Source organism: Micromonospora sp. (genome assembly GCF_048594385.1).
Classification (GTDB): domain Bacteria; phylum Actinomycetota; class Actinomycetes; order Mycobacteriales; family Micromonosporaceae; genus Micromonospora; species Micromonospora wenchangensis.
In genome coordinates this window covers 1-17,499 of record NZ_JBMDWU010000461.1, presented here as the reverse complement: position 1 = coordinate 17,499, position 17,499 = coordinate 1, and the positions used below count along the sequence as shown (strand labels likewise).

General features: G+C 71.3%; 16 protein-coding genes and 1 tRNA gene. 5 read left to right on the top strand and 12 right to left on the bottom strand.

The window, feature by feature from the left end:
* The 10 genes from ACOJTC_RS25210 to ACOJTC_RS25165 all read right to left on the bottom strand — a co-directional run.
* The coding region (locus ACOJTC_RS25210) for an amino acid ABC transporter ATP-binding protein (RefSeq protein ID WP_420118746.1) at positions 1-681 on the bottom strand (681 nt) is incomplete at its 3' end.
* 77 nt (positions 682-758) lie between these two features.
* Positions 759-1,751, bottom strand: coding sequence for an amino acid ABC transporter permease (locus tag ACOJTC_RS25205; RefSeq protein WP_204926048.1), 993 nt, complete (start codon positions 1,749-1,751; stop codon positions 759-761).
* A gap of 6 nt (positions 1,752-1,757) precedes the next feature.
* Positions 1,758-2,663, bottom strand: a complete 906-nt coding sequence (locus tag ACOJTC_RS25200) for an ABC transporter substrate-binding protein (protein ID WP_357931299.1) — start codon at positions 2,661-2,663, stop codon at positions 1,758-1,760.
* Positions 2,664-2,693: 30 nt separating this feature from the next.
* Positions 2,694-3,404, bottom strand: a complete 711-nt coding sequence (locus ACOJTC_RS25195; RefSeq protein ID WP_420118745.1) for an ABC transporter ATP-binding protein — start codon at positions 3,402-3,404, stop codon at positions 2,694-2,696.
* On the bottom strand, positions 3,394-4,239 hold the full coding sequence (locus ACOJTC_RS25190) for an ABC transporter ATP-binding protein (protein ID WP_372444604.1): 846 nt from the start codon (positions 4,237-4,239) through the stop codon (positions 3,394-3,396). Before ACOJTC_RS25190 ends, ACOJTC_RS25195 begins: the two co-directional genes overlap by 11 nt.
* Entirely contained in the window at positions 4,232-5,377 is a 1,146-nt protein-coding gene (locus tag ACOJTC_RS25185) for a branched-chain amino acid ABC transporter permease (RefSeq protein WP_204926045.1), read from the bottom strand. Before ACOJTC_RS25185 ends, ACOJTC_RS25190 begins: the two co-directional genes overlap by 8 nt.
* The gene (locus ACOJTC_RS25180) at positions 5,374-6,324 is read right to left on the bottom strand and encodes a branched-chain amino acid ABC transporter permease (protein WP_204926044.1); all 951 of its coding nucleotides are present in this window, start codon (positions 6,322-6,324) and stop codon (positions 5,374-5,376) included. Before ACOJTC_RS25180 ends, ACOJTC_RS25185 begins: the two co-directional genes overlap by 4 nt.
* 102 nt (positions 6,325-6,426) lie before the next feature.
* Complete coding sequence (locus tag ACOJTC_RS25175) at positions 6,427-7,587, bottom strand: branched-chain amino acid ABC transporter substrate-binding protein (protein ID WP_204926043.1); 1,161 nt, start codon at positions 7,585-7,587, stop codon at positions 6,427-6,429.
* A 273-nt stretch (positions 7,588-7,860) separates the two neighbouring features.
* Positions 7,861-9,039: a hypothetical protein gene (locus ACOJTC_RS25170; RefSeq protein WP_420118744.1), complete on the bottom strand. Its 1,179-nt coding sequence runs from the start codon at positions 9,037-9,039 to the stop codon at positions 7,861-7,863.
* A gap of 329 nt (positions 9,040-9,368) precedes the next feature.
* On the bottom strand, positions 9,369-9,992 hold the full coding sequence (locus tag ACOJTC_RS25165) for an ANTAR domain-containing response regulator (protein ID WP_088643111.1): 624 nt from the start codon (positions 9,990-9,992) through the stop codon (positions 9,369-9,371).
* 96 nt (positions 9,993-10,088) lie between these two features.
* Between ACOJTC_RS25165 and ACOJTC_RS25160 the strand changes: the two genes are divergently transcribed.
* Together ACOJTC_RS25160 and ACOJTC_RS25155 are read left to right on the top strand one after the other, a co-directional pair.
* A tRNA-Leu gene (locus tag ACOJTC_RS25160) sits at positions 10,089-10,172 on the top strand.
* Positions 10,173-10,203: 31 nt separating this feature from the next.
* Positions 10,204-10,953: a transcriptional regulator gene (locus ACOJTC_RS25155; protein ID WP_420118743.1), complete on the top strand. Its 750-nt coding sequence runs from the start codon at positions 10,204-10,206 to the stop codon at positions 10,951-10,953.
* A gap of 33 nt (positions 10,954-10,986) precedes the next feature.
* Here ACOJTC_RS25155 and ACOJTC_RS25150 read toward each other — a convergent pair whose 3' ends face one another.
* Entirely contained in the window at positions 10,987-12,180 is a 1,194-nt protein-coding gene (locus tag ACOJTC_RS25150) for a trans-sulfuration enzyme family protein (RefSeq protein WP_420118742.1), read from the bottom strand.
* A gap of 118 nt (positions 12,181-12,298) precedes the next feature.
* On the opposite strand from ACOJTC_RS25150, the gene ACOJTC_RS25145 reads away from it, so the two are divergent.
* Both ACOJTC_RS25145 and ACOJTC_RS25140 read left to right on the top strand, forming a co-directional pair.
* Positions 12,299-12,778, top strand: coding sequence for an Lrp/AsnC family transcriptional regulator (locus tag ACOJTC_RS25145; protein WP_145920916.1), 480 nt, complete (start codon positions 12,299-12,301; stop codon positions 12,776-12,778).
* A 239-nt stretch (positions 12,779-13,017) separates the two neighbouring features.
* The gene (locus ACOJTC_RS25140) at positions 13,018-14,028 is read left to right on the top strand and encodes an LLM class flavin-dependent oxidoreductase (protein ID WP_420118741.1); all 1,011 of its coding nucleotides are present in this window, start codon (positions 13,018-13,020) and stop codon (positions 14,026-14,028) included.
* Between the two features lie 197 nt (positions 14,029-14,225).
* On the opposite strand, the gene ACOJTC_RS25135 is transcribed toward ACOJTC_RS25140, so the two are convergent.
* Positions 14,226-16,526, bottom strand: a complete 2,301-nt coding sequence (locus ACOJTC_RS25135; RefSeq protein ID WP_420118740.1) for a cellulose binding domain-containing protein — start codon at positions 16,524-16,526, stop codon at positions 14,226-14,228.
* A gap of 210 nt (positions 16,527-16,736) precedes the next feature.
* Between ACOJTC_RS25135 and ACOJTC_RS25130 the strand changes: the two genes are divergently transcribed.
* A partial coding sequence (locus ACOJTC_RS25130) for a pyridoxal phosphate-dependent decarboxylase family protein (RefSeq protein WP_420118739.1) occupies positions 16,737-17,499 on the top strand: 763 nt, incomplete at its 3' end.

The following is a 17,499-nucleotide window of genomic DNA, read 5'->3' as shown; positions in this document are numbered from 1 at the left end:
GGACTCGACGACCACCCCGCCGTCCATGAAGACCAGCGTGTCGCCGACCTCCCGGGCGAAACCGATCTCGTGGGTCACCACGATCATGGTCATCCCGTCCCGGGCCAGGTCCTTCATCACGTCCAGGACCTCGCCGACCAGCTCCGGGTCGAGCGCGCTGGTCGGCTCGTCGAAGAGCATTAGCTTCGGCCGCATCGCCAACGCGCGGGCGATCGCCACCCGCTGCTGCTGCCCACCGGAGAGCTGACCGGGGTACGCGCCGAGCTTGTCGCCCAACCCCACCCGCTCCAGCAGCTGCGCGGCCCGTTCCCGGGCCGCCGCCTTCTTCTCCCGGCCCAGCAGCACCGGGGCCTCGGTCACGTTGCCCAGCACCGTCATGTGCGGGAAGAGGTTGAACCGCTGGAACACCATGCCTATCGAACGGCGCTGCGCGGCCACCTCCTTCTCCCGCATCTCGTGCAGCCGGCCGCCGCGCTCCCGGTAGCCGATCAGCTCACCGTCCACCCGGATCGATCCGGCGTTGATCTTCTCCAGGTGGTTGATGCAGCGCAGGAAGGTCGACTTGCCGGAACCGGACGGCCCCAGCAGGCAGCACACCTCGCCCGACCGGACCTGAAGGTCGATGCCCTTGAGCACCTCCAGCGACCCGAACGACTTGTGCACCTGCTCGGCCCGGACCATCAGCCCGGACCCGTCGGCCGGGGCACCGGCCCGCGACTCGGCGGCCGGCGCGCCCGGCTGGCCGGGAATCAGCTCGCTCATGCCTGACCCACCGTCCCCGACGAGTTGCCGCCGCCACCGGTCTCCGCCGCCATCGCGCGCAACCGCAGCCGCGCCCGGCCGGCCGGCCCGTAGCCCTTACCGAAGTGCCGCTCCAAAAAGTACTGCCCGACCAGCAGGATGCTGGTCAGGAAGAGGTACCACAGGCAGGCGGCCACGTACATCGGGAAGATCTGGAAGGTCCGCTTGCCGACCGCGTCGAGCTGGAAGAACAGCTCCACGCTCACCGGCACGTAGAGCAGCAGCGAGGTGTCCTTGAGCATCGCGATGGTCTCGTTGCCGGTCGGCGGGATGATCACCCGCATCGCCTGCGGCAGCACCACCCGACGCAGCAGCTGACCCCGGCTCATGCCCAGCGCCTGGGCGGCCTCGGTCTGCCCCTCGTCGACCGACTGGATGCCGGCCCGGACGATCTCGGCCATGTAGGCCGCCTCGGACAGCGCCAACCCCAGCAGACCGGCCATGAAGCCGGTGAGGATGTCCCGGGAGGAGAAACCGAACAGCCGCAGTTGCAGGTTGTCGATGCCGAAGAGCTGACCGAGCTGGGTGTCGAACGGCACCCCGAACTCGATCCGGCTCCACAGGATGCCGATGTTGCCGAAGACCGCCAACAGCACCAGCCGGGGCACCGCCCGGAAGAACCAGGTGTAGAGCCAGGCGACCCCGCGCAGGATCGGATTGTCCGACAGCCGCATCACCGCCACCACCACGCCCAGCGTGACGCCGATGAGCATCGCGCTCACCGTCATCAGCACCGTGCCGCGCAGCAGCCCCTCGATGATCGGCGGACGGAACATCTTGTCCACCATGAACGACCAGTTGAAGGCGTCGTTGGTGACCAGCAGGTGGACGAACATGGCGACGAGCACGGCCAGCACGGCGACCGCGACCCACCGCCCCGGGTGCCGTACGGGCACGGCGCGGAGAGGCTCCGGCCGCGCCCGTACGGTGGAAGTGTCGTGGGATTCCATGACCTGTTACGGGTTGATCGCGGGGTCCGTGATCGCGCCGTCCGCCACCTTCCACTTGTCCAGCACGGCCTTGTACGACCCGTCGGCGATCAGCGCCTTGGTCGCGTCCCGCACCGCCTCGGCGAACGCCGCCTGGTCCTTGCCGACCACGTAGCCGTACGGGGCCGCCTCGTACTGCTTGTCGAGCAGTTCGAGGGCGTCGTTGGACTGGGTCACCGCGTACACCCCGACCGGGTAGTCGGCGAGCATCGCGTCGTCCTTGCCCGAGACCACCGCGGCGGTCGCGGCGTCCTGACCGGGGAACTGCTCGACGGTGATCGCCGGCTTGCCGGCGTCGGTGCAGGTCTTGGAGCGCTTCTGGATGTCCTCGACCTGGACGGTGTCCTTCTGCACGGCGATCTTCTTGCCGCAGGCGTCGTCGATCTTGACGCCGGCCGGGTTGCCCTTCTTGGTCACCCACTGGGTGCCGACCTGGAAGTAGCTGACCATGTTGGCCTGCTGCTTGCGCTCGTCGTTGATGGTGAACGACGAGACGCCGACCTCGTACTTGCCGCTGCCGACGCCGGAGATGATGTCGCCGAACGGCGCGGAGACGAACTCCGCCTTGAGGCCGAGCTTGGCCGCCACGGCGGTGAACAGCTCGACGTCGAAGCCGATCACCGTCTTGCCGTCGGCGTCGAGGAACTCCGCCGGGGCGTACGTCGAGTCGGTGCCCACGACGATCTTGCCGTCGGCCTTGATGGCCGCGGGGACCTTGTCGGCCAGCGAGGTGTCGGCCGACGCGCTGACCGACGGGCCGCCGCCGGGCTGCTCGGTGCTCTCCTCCTCGCCGCAGGCGGCGAGGGAGAGCAGCAGGGCGGTCGCGCCGGCGACGCCGAACGCCGCCCGCCGACCAGGGGTGAGGTGGAACATGGCAGTACTCCTTTGCGAGGGGGGCGACGGTCAGGCCACGCCGAGGTAGGCCTCTTTGACCGACGGGTCGTGCAGCAGCTCCGCGCCGGTGCCGCTCTTGACGATGCGGCCGGTCTCCAGCACGTACGCCCGGTGGGCCCGGGCGAGCGCCTGCTGCGCGTTCTGCTCCACCAGCAGGATCGTGGTGCCCTGCTCGTTGATCTCGGTGATGATGGTGAAGATCTGCTGGATCAGCATCGGGGCCAGCCCCATCGAGGGCTCGTCGAGCAGCAGCAGCTTGGGTCGGCTCATCAGCGCCCGGCCGACGGCCAGCATCTGCTGCTCGCCGCCGGAGAGGGTGCCGCCGGCCTGCTTGCGCCGCTCGGCCAGCCGGGGGAACAGCTCCAGCACCCGGTTGAGGTCCTGGGCGATGCCCGCCCGGTCCCGCCGGGTGTACGCGCCCATGTCGAGGTTCTCCAGCACGGTCATGCCGGGGAAGATGCCGCGACCCTCGGGGGCCTGGCACAGCCCCCGCCGGACCCGCAGGTCCGCCCGGAGCTTGGAGATGTCCTCGCCCTCGAAGCGGATCGCTCCGGAGGCGATCGGCCGGATGCCGGAGACCGCCCGCATGGTGGTGGACTTGCCGGCGCCGTTCGCGCCGATCAGGGCGACGATCTCGCCCTCCCCCACGGTCAGGCTGATCCCGTGCAGCGCCTGGATGCGCCCGTACAGCAGGCTGACGTCGTCAATCTCAAGCAGCATCGTCCGGTACCCCCAGGTACGCCGCGACCACCTTCGGGTTGTCCCGCACCTCGGCGGGCAGCCCCTCGGCGATCTTCTTCCCGAACTCCAGCACCACGATCCGGTCGGTGACGCCCATGACCAGGCGCATGTCGTGCTCGATCAGCAGCACGGTCACGCCGGTGTCGCGGATCTGCCGGATGAGCTGGAGCAGCTCCTCCTTCTCCGCCGGGTTGAAGCCGGCGGCCGGCTCGTCCAGGCAGAGCAGCACCGGGTCGGTGGCCAGGGCCCGGGCGATCTCCAGCCGGCGCTGCTCGCCGTAGGACAGGTTGCGGGCGAACTCGTGCATCCGGGGCCGGATGCCGACGAACTCCAGCAGCCGCTCCGCCTTCTCCCGGCCCTCGCGCTCCTCGCGCCAGTGCCGGGGCAGCCGCAGCAGCGCCGAGACCACGCTGGTCTTGTGGTGCGCGTCGGCACCGACCTGCACGTTCTCCAGCGCGGTCATCTCCGGGAAGAGGCGGATGTTCTGGAACGTCCGCGCCATGCCCATCTTGGTGATCTGGTGCCGCTTCTTGCCGCTGATCTTCTCGCCACGGAACCGGATCTGCCCCTCGCTGGGCTGGTAGATGCCGGTCATCGCGTTGAAGCAGGTGGTCTTGCCGGCGCCGTTCGGGCCGATCAGCCCGAGGATCTCCCCCTTGTAGAGGGTGAAGTCGACGTCGTTGAGCGCCACCACACCGCCGAAGCGCAGCGTGACGTGGTCGACCTCCAGCAGCGGTTCCCGCCCGGGGATGGTCTCGACGGCGGGCGCGCCCGCCTGGGCCGGAACGGCCGGGGTCTGTTCGGTGTCACTCACCGACGATCACCTCCTTGCGACGGTCCTTGAACTCCGCCGCCCGTCGTCGGTTCGGGATGAGGCCCTGCGGCCGGAAGATCATCATCACCACGAGCACCAGGCCGAAGAAGAGGAACCGGTACTCGTACAGCTCCACACCGAACAGCTCGATGCCGCGGAACCGCTCGATCATGTACGCCACCAGGCCGCCGCCGACGATCGCGCCGACGATGTTGCCCGAGCCGCCCAGGATGACCGCGGCCAGGATGATGATCGAGTTGAGCAGCTCGAAGTTCTGCGAGTTGACGAAGTTCTGCTTGCCGGCGAAGAGCGCACCGGCCAGGCCGGCGATCGCCGCGCCCGAGGCGAACGCCCAGAGCTTGAACTTGAACGTCGGCACGCCCATCAGCTGCGCGGCGTCCTCGTCCTCACGGATCGAGATCCAGGCCCGGCCGACCCGGCTGTGGGTCAGGTTCCGCACCCCGATCACCACCAGGATGATCAGCGTGAGCACCAGCCAGTAGTACGGGCGGGCGTCGAGCACCCCGAAGAACGGCTTGCCGTCGGCGTACTTGCCGGGCGGGTGCGGGATCTGGTTGAAGCCCCGCTGGCCCTTGAGGAAGTCGGAGCTGACCGCCGCGATCCGGATCATCTCGGCGAAGCCGAGCGTCACCAGCGCCAGGTAGTCACCGCGCAGCCGCAGGGTCGGGGTGCCGAGCATGACGCCGGAGACCATGGTGAGGGCGATCGCGATCGGCACCACCAGCAGCCACGGCCAGAGCGTCTTGAGGTTGCTGCTCGGCGAGGTCAACACCGCCACGGTGTACGCGCCGACGGCGAAGAAGCCGAAGTAGCCGAGGTCGAGCAGGCCGGCGAAGCCGACCACGATGTTGAGCCCGACCGCCAGCAACACGTAGATCGAGACGGTGAAGAGCACCTGGGTGAAGTTGGAGCCCGTGGTCGGGATCGGGCCCAGGTACTGGTAGAACTCCTTGTTGGGCAGCGCGTAGAAGAACGCGATCAGCGCCACCAGCGCCGCCCAGCGCACCCAGCGCGGGGCGTCGTGCCACCGCTGCCCGATGGCCTCGCGGCCGTGCCGCAGCCGTGTCCCGATCCCCTGCTGCTGCTCGGGGGTCGGCGGATTAACCGTCGTCGTCATGCCCGTGCCCTTCCCAGCGATTCGCCCAGCAGACCGGTCGGCCGGAACATCAGCAGCACCACCAGCACGGCGAAGGCGGCGAAGTCCTTCCACTCGCTGCCGAACAGCCCCGATGCGTAGTTCTCCACCACACCCAGCAGCAGGCCGCCGACCAGCGCGCCCCGCAGGTTGCCGATGCCGCCGAGTACGGCGGCGGTGAACGCCTTGAGACCGAGCAGGAAGCCGACGCTGTAGGTCAGGCTCTGGATCCGCACGTCGTAGAGCAGGCCGGCGACGCCGGCCATGGTGCCACCGGCGATGAAGACCATCAGGATGATCCGGTCCTTGTTCACCCCCATCAGCGCGGCGGTGTTGGCGTCCTGGGCGACCGCCCGGATGCCCCGGCCGACCCGGCTGCGGTTGATGAACTGGTCCAGCGCGACCATCATCACCAGCGCGGCGCCGAGGGTGAGCAACTGCACCCCGTCGATCGGCACCCCGAAGATGTGGAAGAGCGGCTTCTGGCTGATCAGGATCGGTGCCCCCTCGGGACGCCGACGGGTCCAGATGCCGAACGCCTCCGAGATCGCGATGGACGCGCCGATCGCGGTGATCAGGAAGGCCAACGGCGGCGCGTTGCGCTTGCGCAGCGGCCGGTACGCCACCCGCTCGATCACGGTCGCCGTGCCGGCCGACGCGATGGCCGCGACGATCATCGCGACGAGCAGGTAGAACAGGATCGAGCCGACCCCGCTGACCTGGGAGTCCTGGTTGAGGCCGAAGCCGTTCCAGGTCCAGATGGCCGCGAACGCGCCGGCGATGAAGACCTCGGAGTGGGCGAAGTTGATGAGTCTGAGTACGCCGTAGACCAGCGTGTAGCCGAGCGCGACCAGGGCGTAGATCGCACCCTGTGTCAGGCCGGTCGTGGTGAGTTCCCCGAAGTTGGAGAACAGTCCGTCGAAGTTCACGGGAGGGCCGCTCCGTCAGGTGTGGAGAAAGAGAAGGTGCCGGCCGGCGCGAGCACCCCGCCCCACCCCCGATCTGTCGTCAATCGCTCTCGGCGACCGTGGTCAGGACTTCGGGATCTCCTGGTCGGGGACGACCTTGCCGCCCTGCACCTTGAACGCCCACACCTTGACCTGCGCCGGGTCCAGCTCGCCACCCTCGACGAACTTGTAGCTCGACGCGACACCCTCGCCGTTGTAGCTCTTCACGAACTCCAGCAGGTCGGCCCGGGTGGTCTTCTTGGCCTTGATGCCGGCGAGCAGGATGTTCGCGGCGTCGTAGGCGGTGTCGCTGTAGGTGCCCGGGTCGGCCCCGTTGAGCGCCTTGAACTCCTCGACGAACGTGCCACGGGCCTCGGCGGCCGGCGCGCACGGGCAGGTGAGGATGGTGCCCTCGGCGGCGGCAGCACCGGCGGTGGTGATGTACGCCGGGTCGTTGGAGCCGTCACCGACGACCAGCGGGGCGGTGACGCCGGCAGCGGTGAGCTGCTTGCGGATCAGACCGGCCTCCTGGTAGTAACCGCCGAAGAAGACGGCCTTGACGCCGGCCGCCTTGACCTTGGTGACCACGCCGGAGAACTCGGTCTGCTTGCCCTCGCCCTGGACCTTGTCCGAGCCGACGACGGCGCTGCCGAGGACCTTCTTGACCTCGTCGGCCAGGCCCGCGCCGTAGGCGGACTGGTCGTCGATGACGTAGACCTTGTCGGCCTTCATCACGTTCTTGATGTAGGTGCCGGCCGCCGGGCCCTGGCTCAGGTCGTTGCCGACCGCGCGGAAGAAGGTCTTCCAGCCCTGCTGGGCGAGGCTGGGACGGGTGGCGGAGGGGGTGATGGTGACCAGGCCGGCCTCGTTGAACAGCGGGCCGGCGGCCTCGGACTCACCCGAGTAGGCCGGGCCGACGATGCCCAGGAGCTTGGTGTCGTCGATGGCCTTCTGGGCCAGACCGGGGGCCTGGTCCGGGCTGCCCTGCGAGTCGAGCTCGGACAGCTCGACCTTGCAGTCGGCGTTCTCCTTGTTGTATTTCTCGACGGCGAGCTTGACGCCGTTCTTCTCGTTGATGCCCAGCGCCGCCGAGCTGCCGGTCAGCGCGCCGAAGAACGCGATCTTGCTGCCGCAGCCGTCTCCACCGGACGCCTCGTCGTCGCTGCCGCTGGAGCAAGCGGTGCCGCCGGCGACGAGCGCCAGCATGGCGACTCCACCGATCACGCGTGCGAGCTTCTGCCTCAAGGCCGGAACCCTCCTCCGTCGCATGGTCCGAACCACCCGCTGCCTATTGGCCCTTGCGGGGGCGGACGAACCAGACCGTCGTCGCCGGTCTGGGCCGGGACGTTATCCCACCAGGAAGCTGCGACGTAAGCCCCAGCAAGCGGGGTTGATCGAACCGTTACACGCCGTGGCGGATTCGAAACGATCGCTGTAAGAACCGTCAGTTCCGAGTGATCTTCACTTTCTATTCGAAGGTGCGGGACGCCGCCGGCAACCACCCCCGCCTATAGCCACTCAAACCCGCCCCCACCAGGCATGAGAGCCCCTGCGGTCGTCGGCCAGCAACAGCAGTCGATCATCGCCGCCGGCCCCCGTCAGGGCGGTGTCACCGCCATCGACCACCGTCAGCGGCACCCGGACGGAGCGCCACGACACCCCACCGTCGGTCGACACCCACGCAGCGCGACCGGCACCGTCACCGGTGACCGCCACCAGCGCGCCACCCACCACGGTCAGCCCCACCACCGACAGCACGCCCGGCCCGGTCGCCCCGAACCCGCCGACCCGCCGCCACCGCACCCCGTCGTCGGCCCGCCACACGGCGAAACCGTCGGAAACCGCCCCCACCACCATCGGCACGCCGTCGCGCAGCACCACCCGCTCCGCCCGCCCCCGACCGTCCTGCACCGGCAGCTCCGCCCGCCGAAAGGAGCGCCCGTCGACCGAGGTCCACGCCATCGGCCGCAGCGCCGACCCAGCCGCCGGCAGCCGCGAGCCGACCACCCGCCAACCCGCCGGCAGCGCCACCGCGTCGTACGCCGCCGTCCGCCCCCGGGCGTCGCCGGCCAGCTCCGGCAGCCCCTCGGCCAGGGTGAACCCGCCCGCGTCCGGCGACGTCCAGACCGCTGCGCCGTCGGCCCGGGCACCCGCGATCAACCAGCCCCCGGCACCGGCCGCCAGCCGGGCCACGCTGACCGCGCGGGGGCCGCCGAACAGCTCGAACGCCGCCGGCACCTCCCGCAACGGGCCGGCACCGTCGCGGACCCAGGTCCCGGTACGCGGGTTGCCGTGCACCCCACCGTTCTTGGCACCCAGCGCCGCCACCCGGTCCCCGGCGCAGGCCGCCGCGTAGAGCACGTGCTGCCGGCCGTAGAACGTGCTGGCCGCGACCGGCACCGGCACCCAGGTGGCACCGTCCGCGCTGGACCAGGCCGCCGGGCGGCTCCCACCGGCGGCGTCGACGACCCCGCCGACCAGGAACCAGACCCCGGCGCAGGAGACCGCGTCGCGCAGCACCAGCCGGCCGGCCGGACCGGGCGGCACCGGCAGGGTCGCCTCCCGCCAGGCCGGCTCGACCGGCGCCGACCGGCCGCCACCCGGGCCAGCCTCGTCGTTTCCGGTTCCGGGCCGGTCGCAGCCGGCGACCAGCAGGACCAACAGAGCGCACACCACGAGCACGCGCCGGGCAGACATGCATCGATGCTAGGCAGCGGAGCCCCGCCGTGGGGGGGCGGGTCGGGCCGCCCGACCGGCGGCCGGCCCCACCGGTGCGGAGACGGGAGCCGGACGATCGGGGGCGGCCGCCACCGGCCGACCGGTACGCCGTGGTGCGCCCTGTTGCTCCCGGTGGTCACCGGCGTGTGACGGACGGCGCCTTCACCGGTCGACGTCAGGACGGAACCGGACGACCGTCGGGGCGGATTCGTCCGCCGGTTCGGAGCGGGCCGCCGCATCGACCGGACAGGGTGGGCCGCCGGGCGGGGAGGAAAGACGGACCGATCGGCGACCGGTGCGCCGACGGGTCAGGAGGTGGGCTGCTCGGCGATCTCGCCACCGGCGGTCTCGGCGAGGATCCGCTCGGCGACCTCCTTCATGGTCATCCGGTGGTCCATCGCGGTGCGCTGGATCCACTTGAACGCCTGCGGCTCGGTCATCCCGTACGTCGTCATCAGCGCGCCCTTGGCGCGTTCGACGGTCTTGCGGATCTCCAGCCGGTCGGTGAGGCCGGCCACCTCGGACTCCAGGGCGGCGATCTCGGAGTAGCGGGACAGCGCGATCTCCACCGCCGGCACCAGGTCACTCTTTTGGAACGGCTTGACCAGGTAGGCCATCGCACCGGCGGCCCGCGCCCGTTCCACCAGGTCACGCTGGCTGAACGCGGTCAGGATGATCACCGGGGCGATCCGGGCGCCGGCGATCCGCTCGGCGGCGGCCAGGCCGTCCATGATCGGCATCTTGATGTCGAGGATGACGAGGTCAGGCTTGAGCTCCTCGGCCAACCGGACGGCGGTCTCGCCGTCACCGGCCTCGCCGACGACCTCGTAACCCTCCTCGACCAGCATCTCGGCCAGGTCCAGTCGGATGAGCGCCTCGTCCTCGGCGATCAGCACCCGCCTGCGCTCGGCATCCGTCTGCGTCTCGGCCACCAGCCCTACCCCCACCATCGATCCCACACCGGCTACCACCCATGCTCCCGCATGAGCCTAGTCGGGTACAGTGAGCCACGCGCCCCTCGGGGTGACGCCGGGATGATGGAATCGGCAGACATGAATGCCTCAAAAGCATTTGCCTTAACAGGCGTGCGGGTTCGAGTCCCGCTCCCGGCACCTTGTCACACACCTGTTCGATGATGCCCCGGTGCATCCCCCAGAGATCCGGGCCCGCGCCCGGCAGGTGCACCGCGCCGGCGGTTCGGTCGCCGACGCGGCACGTGCCGTCGGCCTTCCCTACCGCACCGTCTGGCACTGGTGCAACGACCGTCCCGAGGCGCGGCAGCAGGGCACCGAGCTGCGGTGCTTCCGGTGCCGAGACGGGCTCGACGGTCCCGCCGACCCGGCGGCGTACGCCTATCTCCTCGGCCTGCACCTCGGCGACGGCCACCTGGTGACGACGGCCCGGGTGCCCGTGCTGCGGATCTACTGTGCCGCCGCCTGGCCGGGGCTGGTCGACGCGTGCGACCTGGCCATGCGGGCCGTGCTCGCCACTACGGTGCAGCGGGTGCGCAAACAGGGCTGCGTGGGCGTGCAGAGCTACGGCCGGCACTGGCCGTGCCTGCTTCCCCAGCACGGGCCCGGCCGCAAGCACGAACGCCGGATCGGCCTGGCCGACTGGCAACGCGAGATCGTCCAGCGCCGGCCGGGCGACTTCCTGCGGGGTCTGTTCCACTCCGACGGCTGCCGGGTGGACAACCGGGTGACCGTGCGGGGTCGACCGTACGTCTACCCGCGCTACCACTTCAGCAACGAGTCCACCCACATCATGGGCCTCTGCCAGTGGGCGCTCGACCTGCTCGGTGTCGCCTGGACGATGAACCGCCGCAACTGCCTGTCGGTGGCACGGCGGACGGCGGTCGACACCCTGGACGGCCACGTCGGCCCCAAGCACTGACTCGCCAGCGGGGCCGGCCGCCGTAGCGGACGCTCACCCCGCCGCGAGCGCGCGGGCCAGGTCGGTCCACAGGTCCTCGGGGTCCTCCAGGCCGACCGAGATCCGCAGCAGCCCGTCGCCCGGCTTCGCCTCCCCGGCCACCGGCCGGTGGGTCAGCGAGGCGGGATGCTGGATCAGGGTGTCCACCCCGCCCAGGGACACCGCGTGGGTGATCAGCCGGCAGGCCCCGGCGACCCGGGCGGCGGCCGGCGCGCCGCCGCGTACCTCGAAGGCGAGCAGGCTTCCGGTGCCGGCGAGCTGCCGGCCGACCAGCCCGGCCGGGTCGTGCACCGAGGGGTGGTGGACCCGCGCGACGGCGGGATGGCCGGCGAGCCGCAGGGCCAGCTTCTCCGCGCCGGCCTGCTGTGCGCGGACCCGCAGCGGCAACGTCTGCAGGCCCCGGTGCAGCAGGTACGCGCCGAGCGGGTGCAGCACCGCGCCGGTGACCGCGCGCACCTGGCGCAACCGGGCGGCCCAGCCGGCGTCGCAGGCCACCACCCCGGCGAGTACGTCGCCGTGCCCGCCGATGCTCTTGGTGGCGCTGTGCAGGACGAGCGCGGCGCCGTGCCGGGCCGGCTGTTGGAGCACGGGGGTGGCGACGGTGTTGTCGACCAGCAGCGGGACGTCGCCCACGGCTGCGGCCAGGGCGGCGATGTCGACGAGGTCGAGGGTGGGGTTGGCCGGGGTCTCCACGACGACCAGGCCGGTGTCGGCCCGTACGGCGTCGGCGACCTCGTCGGGACGGGCCCAGCTGACCTCGGTGCCGAGCAGGCCGGTGGCGAGCACGTGGTCGGTGCCCCCGTAGAGGGGACGGACGGCGACGACGTGCCGGCGACCGTCCCGGGTGGCCGCGAGCAGGGCCGCGGTGAGCGCGGCCATGCCGCTGGCGAAGGCGACCGCCGCCGGGGTGCCTTCGAGGGCGGCCAGCGCGGTCTCGAAGCGGGCCACGGTGGGATTCCACAGCCGCTGGTAGACGGCGCTGTCGCCGGGCGGGAGGGTGCCGCCGGTGGCGAGCAGTTCGTAGGCCGCGCCGCCGGCCTCGACCGACGGCAGCGGGTTGGTGGTGGACAGGTCGATCGGCGGTACGTGCACCCCGAGGGCGGCGAGTTCCTCCCGGCCGGCGTGCACGGCCCGGGTGTCCACGGACGTGTCGTCGAGGGTCGTTCCGACGCTGGTGGTGGGGTTCATGCCGTAGCCGCCGTCATGCCGGAAGCCTCGAACATCAGCATGACGACAGGCAAGACTTTCGAACGATATTCTGGCGAGGCAACTTTTCCTGTGCTCGGATTCGCGGAAGGATGCGGGGATGCCCTCCGCACCGAACGATGTACGACCCTTCGCCACCCTGGACGACGTCGACCGCGCGATCCTGGCCGAACTGGCCGCCGACGGCCGACTGCCGAACAACGCCCTCGCCGAACGGGTGGGGGTGGCCCCGTCGACCTGCCTGACCCGGACCCGGGCGCTGCGGGACTGCGGGGCGATCCGGGGCTTCCACGCCGAGGTGGACCCGGCGGCGGTGGGGTTGCCGTTGCAGGCGCTGGTGTCGGTCCGGCTGACCGCGCACGAGCGGGCCGCGGTGGACGCCTTCCGGGCCCGTTCGGTACGGCTGCCCGGAGTGGTGTCGGTGTTCCACGTGGCGGGCGCGGAGGACTACGTGCTGCACGTCCGGGCGGCGTCGGGTGACGCGCTGCGCGACTTCGTGCTGGACCAGTTGGCGGTGGACCCGGCGGTGCAGCACACCCAGACCAGCCTGATCTTCGAGCAGGCCCGCGGCCGGGGCTGACGCCCGTCACCCGCCGGCCACCGCCCGTTGGCCGGCCGGCCAACGGTCCGCCCGCCCCCCGAGAACGACACAATGGCAGCGGTGTTGCGGTATCCGTAGAGCCGGATGCCGCGACATCGCTGATGGTGCGGTGTGCGACTCCCCCTGAACCCGGGCCGGCCGGGCCGGGCATGGCCCCCGGACCACGGATCGGGCCCGACCAGGGAACAAGTCCGGGCCGGGGCGGGTTGGGAACAGGCGTGATCGACGTACCGTTGTCTGTTCTTGATCTTGCTCCGGTCGCCGCCGGGGCCACCGCCTCCGAGGCGCTCGGGCACACCACCGAGCTGGCCCGGCGGACCGAGGAACTGGGCTACCGCCGGTTCTGGGTGGCCGAGCACCACAACATGCCGGCGATCGCCAGCTCCGCGCCGGCGGTGCTGCTCGCCCACCTGGCGGCGCACACCACCACGATCCGGCTGGGCTCGGGCGGGGTGATGCTGCCCAACCACGCGCCGCTGGTGGTCGCCGAACAGTTCGGCACCCTGGAGGCGCTGCACCCGGGCCGGATCGACCTGGGCATCGGCCGGGCCCCCGGCACCGACCAGCGCACCGCGCTGGCGCTGCGGCGGACCATGGAGGGGCTGTCGGCGGAGGGCTTCCCCCGGGAGCTGGCCGACCTGATGAACTACTTCAGCGGCGACGACCCGGGCGCGATCACCGCCAGCCCGGGGCTGGGCCAGTCCCCCGCCGTCTGGCTGCTCGGCTCCAGCGGGTTCAGCGCCCAGCTCGCCGGGCTGCTCGGATTGCCGTTCTCGTTCGCGCACCACTTCAGCTCCCAGCACACGCTGCCCGCGCTCCAGCTCTACCGGCAGAGTTTCCGGCCGTCGCGCTGGCTGACCGAGCCGTACGCGATGGTGGCGGTGAACGTGGTCTGCGCCGACACCGACGAGCGGGCCGAGTGGCTGTCCGGGCCGGCCGGCCTGTCGTTCCTCAAGCTGCGCTCGGGGCGGCCGGAGCCGCTGGCCAGCCCCGAGGACGCCGCCCGGTACCCGTACACGGAGTTGGAGCGGGAGTTCGTGCTGCAGCGCCGCGACGGGCAGGCGATGGGCTCGCCGGAGACGGTCCGCCGGCAGCTCACCGAGCTGCTGGCCCGCACCGGCGCGAACGAGCTGATGCTCACCACCATGGTCTACGACGTGGCCGACCGGGTGCGCTCGTTCGAGCTGGTGGCCGAGAAGGTGGTCGGCGGGCTCTCCCGGGGCGTCTGAAACACGCTCTTCATAGCGACGTCACCCCACCGTTGCGGACGACCTCTAACTTTATTACCGGTGGTGGTACGGCACTCCCGGTCGGGACGGGTCGGGGGTGCTGCGGTGTGGTGCACCGGGTCGCCAGCTGAGCGGATTCCGCGGCTGGCGACCCGGTGCCTGCTTTGTGGGGCCCGGCCAGCGCCGGGCCCGCACCGTCAACGCAGGTAGATGTTGGGCGTGGGCGGGGTGGACATGCCGTCACCGATGAAGAAGCCCGGGTGCGGCGGCTGGTTGTAGGCGGTGTTCTGCCAGGCGATCGCCGCGCGGTACTGGGCGTCGTGCATCAGCGTGTAGATCCGGGTGCTGGTCGGCGTGGGCGTGCTGTAGATCCGCAGCGCCCGGCTGTCGCTGGTGCGCCAGATCACCTCCTCGCGCCAGTCGCCGAGGATGTCGCCGGACAGCGCCGGGGTCGACTTGGTGCCGTTGTTGGAGGCCACGTCGCTGCCGGTGAGCAGCCGGGTCTCGCCGCCGGTGCCGTACTTGTCGATCTTGGTGGCGTCGAGGAGTTCCCGTACCGGGTCGCCGTCCCACCAGGCGAGGAAGTTCGCCGACGACGGCTTGCGGCCGATGTTCTGCCCCCGGGTGTTGGCCAGCCCGTCGACCGCCGACGACCACGACTCGGCACCGGGGCTGCCGGCCCAGATGTCCGCCGAGACGCCCCGGCCGTTGTCGCCGTTGGCCGCGGTCTTCCAGATGATCTGGCCGGTACGCGCGTCGGCGAACCAGGAGCTGGGCTTGCTGGCGTCCTCGTCGACCTTGAAGACCTCCAGGCCGGAACGGCTCGGGTCCAGGTCACCGACGTGCAGGGCGTCGCCGTGACCGTTGCCGGTCGAGTAGAGCAACCGGCCGTTGTCGTCGATGGTGGCCGCGCCGTACACGATCTCCTGGCGGCCGTCGGCGTCGACGTCGGCCACCGAGAGCTGGTGGTTGCCCTGGCCGGCGGCGGCGGAGTTGCCGGAGGCGTTGGAGTCGAACGTCCACCGCTTGGTCAGCGTGCCGTTGCGGAAGTCCCAGGCGGCGATCACCGCGCGGGTGTAGTAGCCGCGCGCCATGATCAGGGACGGCCGCTGACCGTCCAGGTAGGCGGTGCCGGCGAGGAACCGGTCGACCCGGTTGCCGTACGAGTCACCCCAGGAGGAGACGGTGCCGCGCGGCGGGTCGTAGTTGACGGTGGAGGCGATCGCGCCGGTCTGCCCGTTGAACATGGTCAGGTACTCGGGGCCGGACAGCACGTAGCCGCTGGAGTTGCGGTAGTCCGCCGACGACGAGCCGATCAGCTGACCGGTGCCGGAGCGGGTGCCGTCGGCGGTCTTCATGGCCACCTCGGCCTTGCCGTCGCCGTCGTAGTCGTACACCTGGAACTGGGTGTAGTGGGCCCCGGCACGGATGTTGCGGCCCAGGTCGATGCGCCACAACCGGCTGCCGGTGAGGGTGTACGCGTCGACGTAGACGTTGCCGGTGTAGCCGGACTGGCTGTTGTCCTTGGCGTTGGACGGGTCCCACTTGAGCACGATCTCGTAGTCGCCGTCGCCGTCGAGGTCACCGACGCTGGCGTCGTTGGCCGAGTAGCTGTACGCCTCCCCGGCCGGGGTGGTGCCGCCGGCCGGCGGCTGGATCGGCACGTCCAGGTAGCCGTTGGCGAACTGGAGGGCGGGCGCGGACGCCGCCTGCTCGGCACCGCCCACCACGGCCCGCACGGTGTACGCCGAGCCGGCCGCCGCCCCGCTGTCCAGGTAGTTGGTGGCGCCGGTGATCGGTGCGGCGTTGACCCTGGTGGAGCCCCGGTAGAGGTTGAACGACACCCCGGCGGTCTCGGTGCCCAGCAGCCGCCAGGAGACCAGGTTCCCGTTGCCGGAGCGGACGCTGATCAGCCCCCGGTCGAGATCCTCCATCTGCTTGGCCCCGGCCGGCGGGTCGGTCGGCGGGGGCGTGGTCGGCGGCGGTGTCGTCGGGGGTGGTGTGGTCGGTGGCGGCGTGGTGGGTGGGGGCGTGGTCGGCGGCGCGGTCGTTCCGGGCACGGTGGTCGGCGCGGTGCCGCCGGTGCAGGTCGTGCCGTTGAGGGCGAAGCTGTCAGGCGTCGGGTTGCCGGCGTTGTTCCACGACGCGTTGAAGCCGAAGTTCGCGGTGCCGTTGGTGCCCAGCGCCGCGTTGTAACCGGCGTCCTTGGCACTGACCTGCGCCCCGGACTGGGTGACAGTGGCGTTCCACGCCTGGGTGACCTGCTGGCCGGCGGTGTAGGACCAGGTCAACGTCCAGCCGTTGATCGGGTCACCGAGGTTGGTGACGAGGACGTCGGCGCCGAAGCCGCCGCCCCACTGGCTACTGATCTTGTAGTCGACCCGGCAGCCGGCGGCGGCGGCCGAGGCCGTCACGGCGGTGAGGGTGCCGGCGGCGAGGGTGGTGGCCGCGGCGGCGGCGAGCAGCGCGGCGCGACGACGGGTGGGGCTCAGGTGCACGGAAAACGCCTTTCGCGGAGGTCAGCGCACGGTGGCGAAGCCGGCCTGCCCGGGCCGGCGGGATGACGCCGCGCTGACGGTGGTGACGGACGCCTTTGCATCGACATCCATAGTTCGACTCCGCGCAGTCGGATCGTAGGACAACGCTTTCCGCCCGCACAAGCCGTACCCGCTCTTGCTCCCGGCCGGCCCACCTGATCGACTCGGCGGATGGCTGAGCACATGGACCCCGAGGAGTTCCGCCGCGCCGGGTACGCGGTGGTCGACTGGGTCGCCGACTACTGGCGGACGCTGGACCGACGCCCGGTCACCCCGCAGGACCCGCCCGGCACGGTCACCGCCGCCCTGCCGGCCGGCCCGCCCGCGCACGGCGAGCCGGTCGCGGCGATGCTGGCCGACCTGGACGCGATCATCGCGCCCCGGGTCACCCACTGGCAGCACCCCGGCTTCTTCGGCTACTTCCCGGCCAACACCAGCGGCCCCAGCGTGCTGGCCGACCTGGTCAGCTCGGGCCTGGGCAGCCAGGGCATGCTCTGGGCCACCAACCCGGCCGGCACCGAACTGGAGACGGTGGTGCTGGACTGGCTGGCCGACCTGATGGACCTGCCCGCCCGGTTCCGCTCCACCGGCACCGGCGGCGGCGTCATCCAGGACTCGGCCTCCTCGGCGACCCTGGTCGCCACCCTGGCCGCCCTGCACCGGGCCAGCGGCGGACGCTGGCGGGAGGTCGGCGTCGACCGCCGCTACCGGGCGTACACCTCGGCACACGGGCACTCCTCGATCGAGAAGGCGGCCCGCATCGCCGGGCTCGGCGAGGCGGGCGTGCGGACCATCGCGGTGGACCCGACGACCCAGGCGATGCGGCCGGCGGCGCTGCGCGCGGCGATCGAGGCGGACCTGACCGAAGGCGTGGTGCCCGCCATCGTGGTGGCGACCATCGGGACCACCTCCACCACCGCCGTCGACCCGCTGC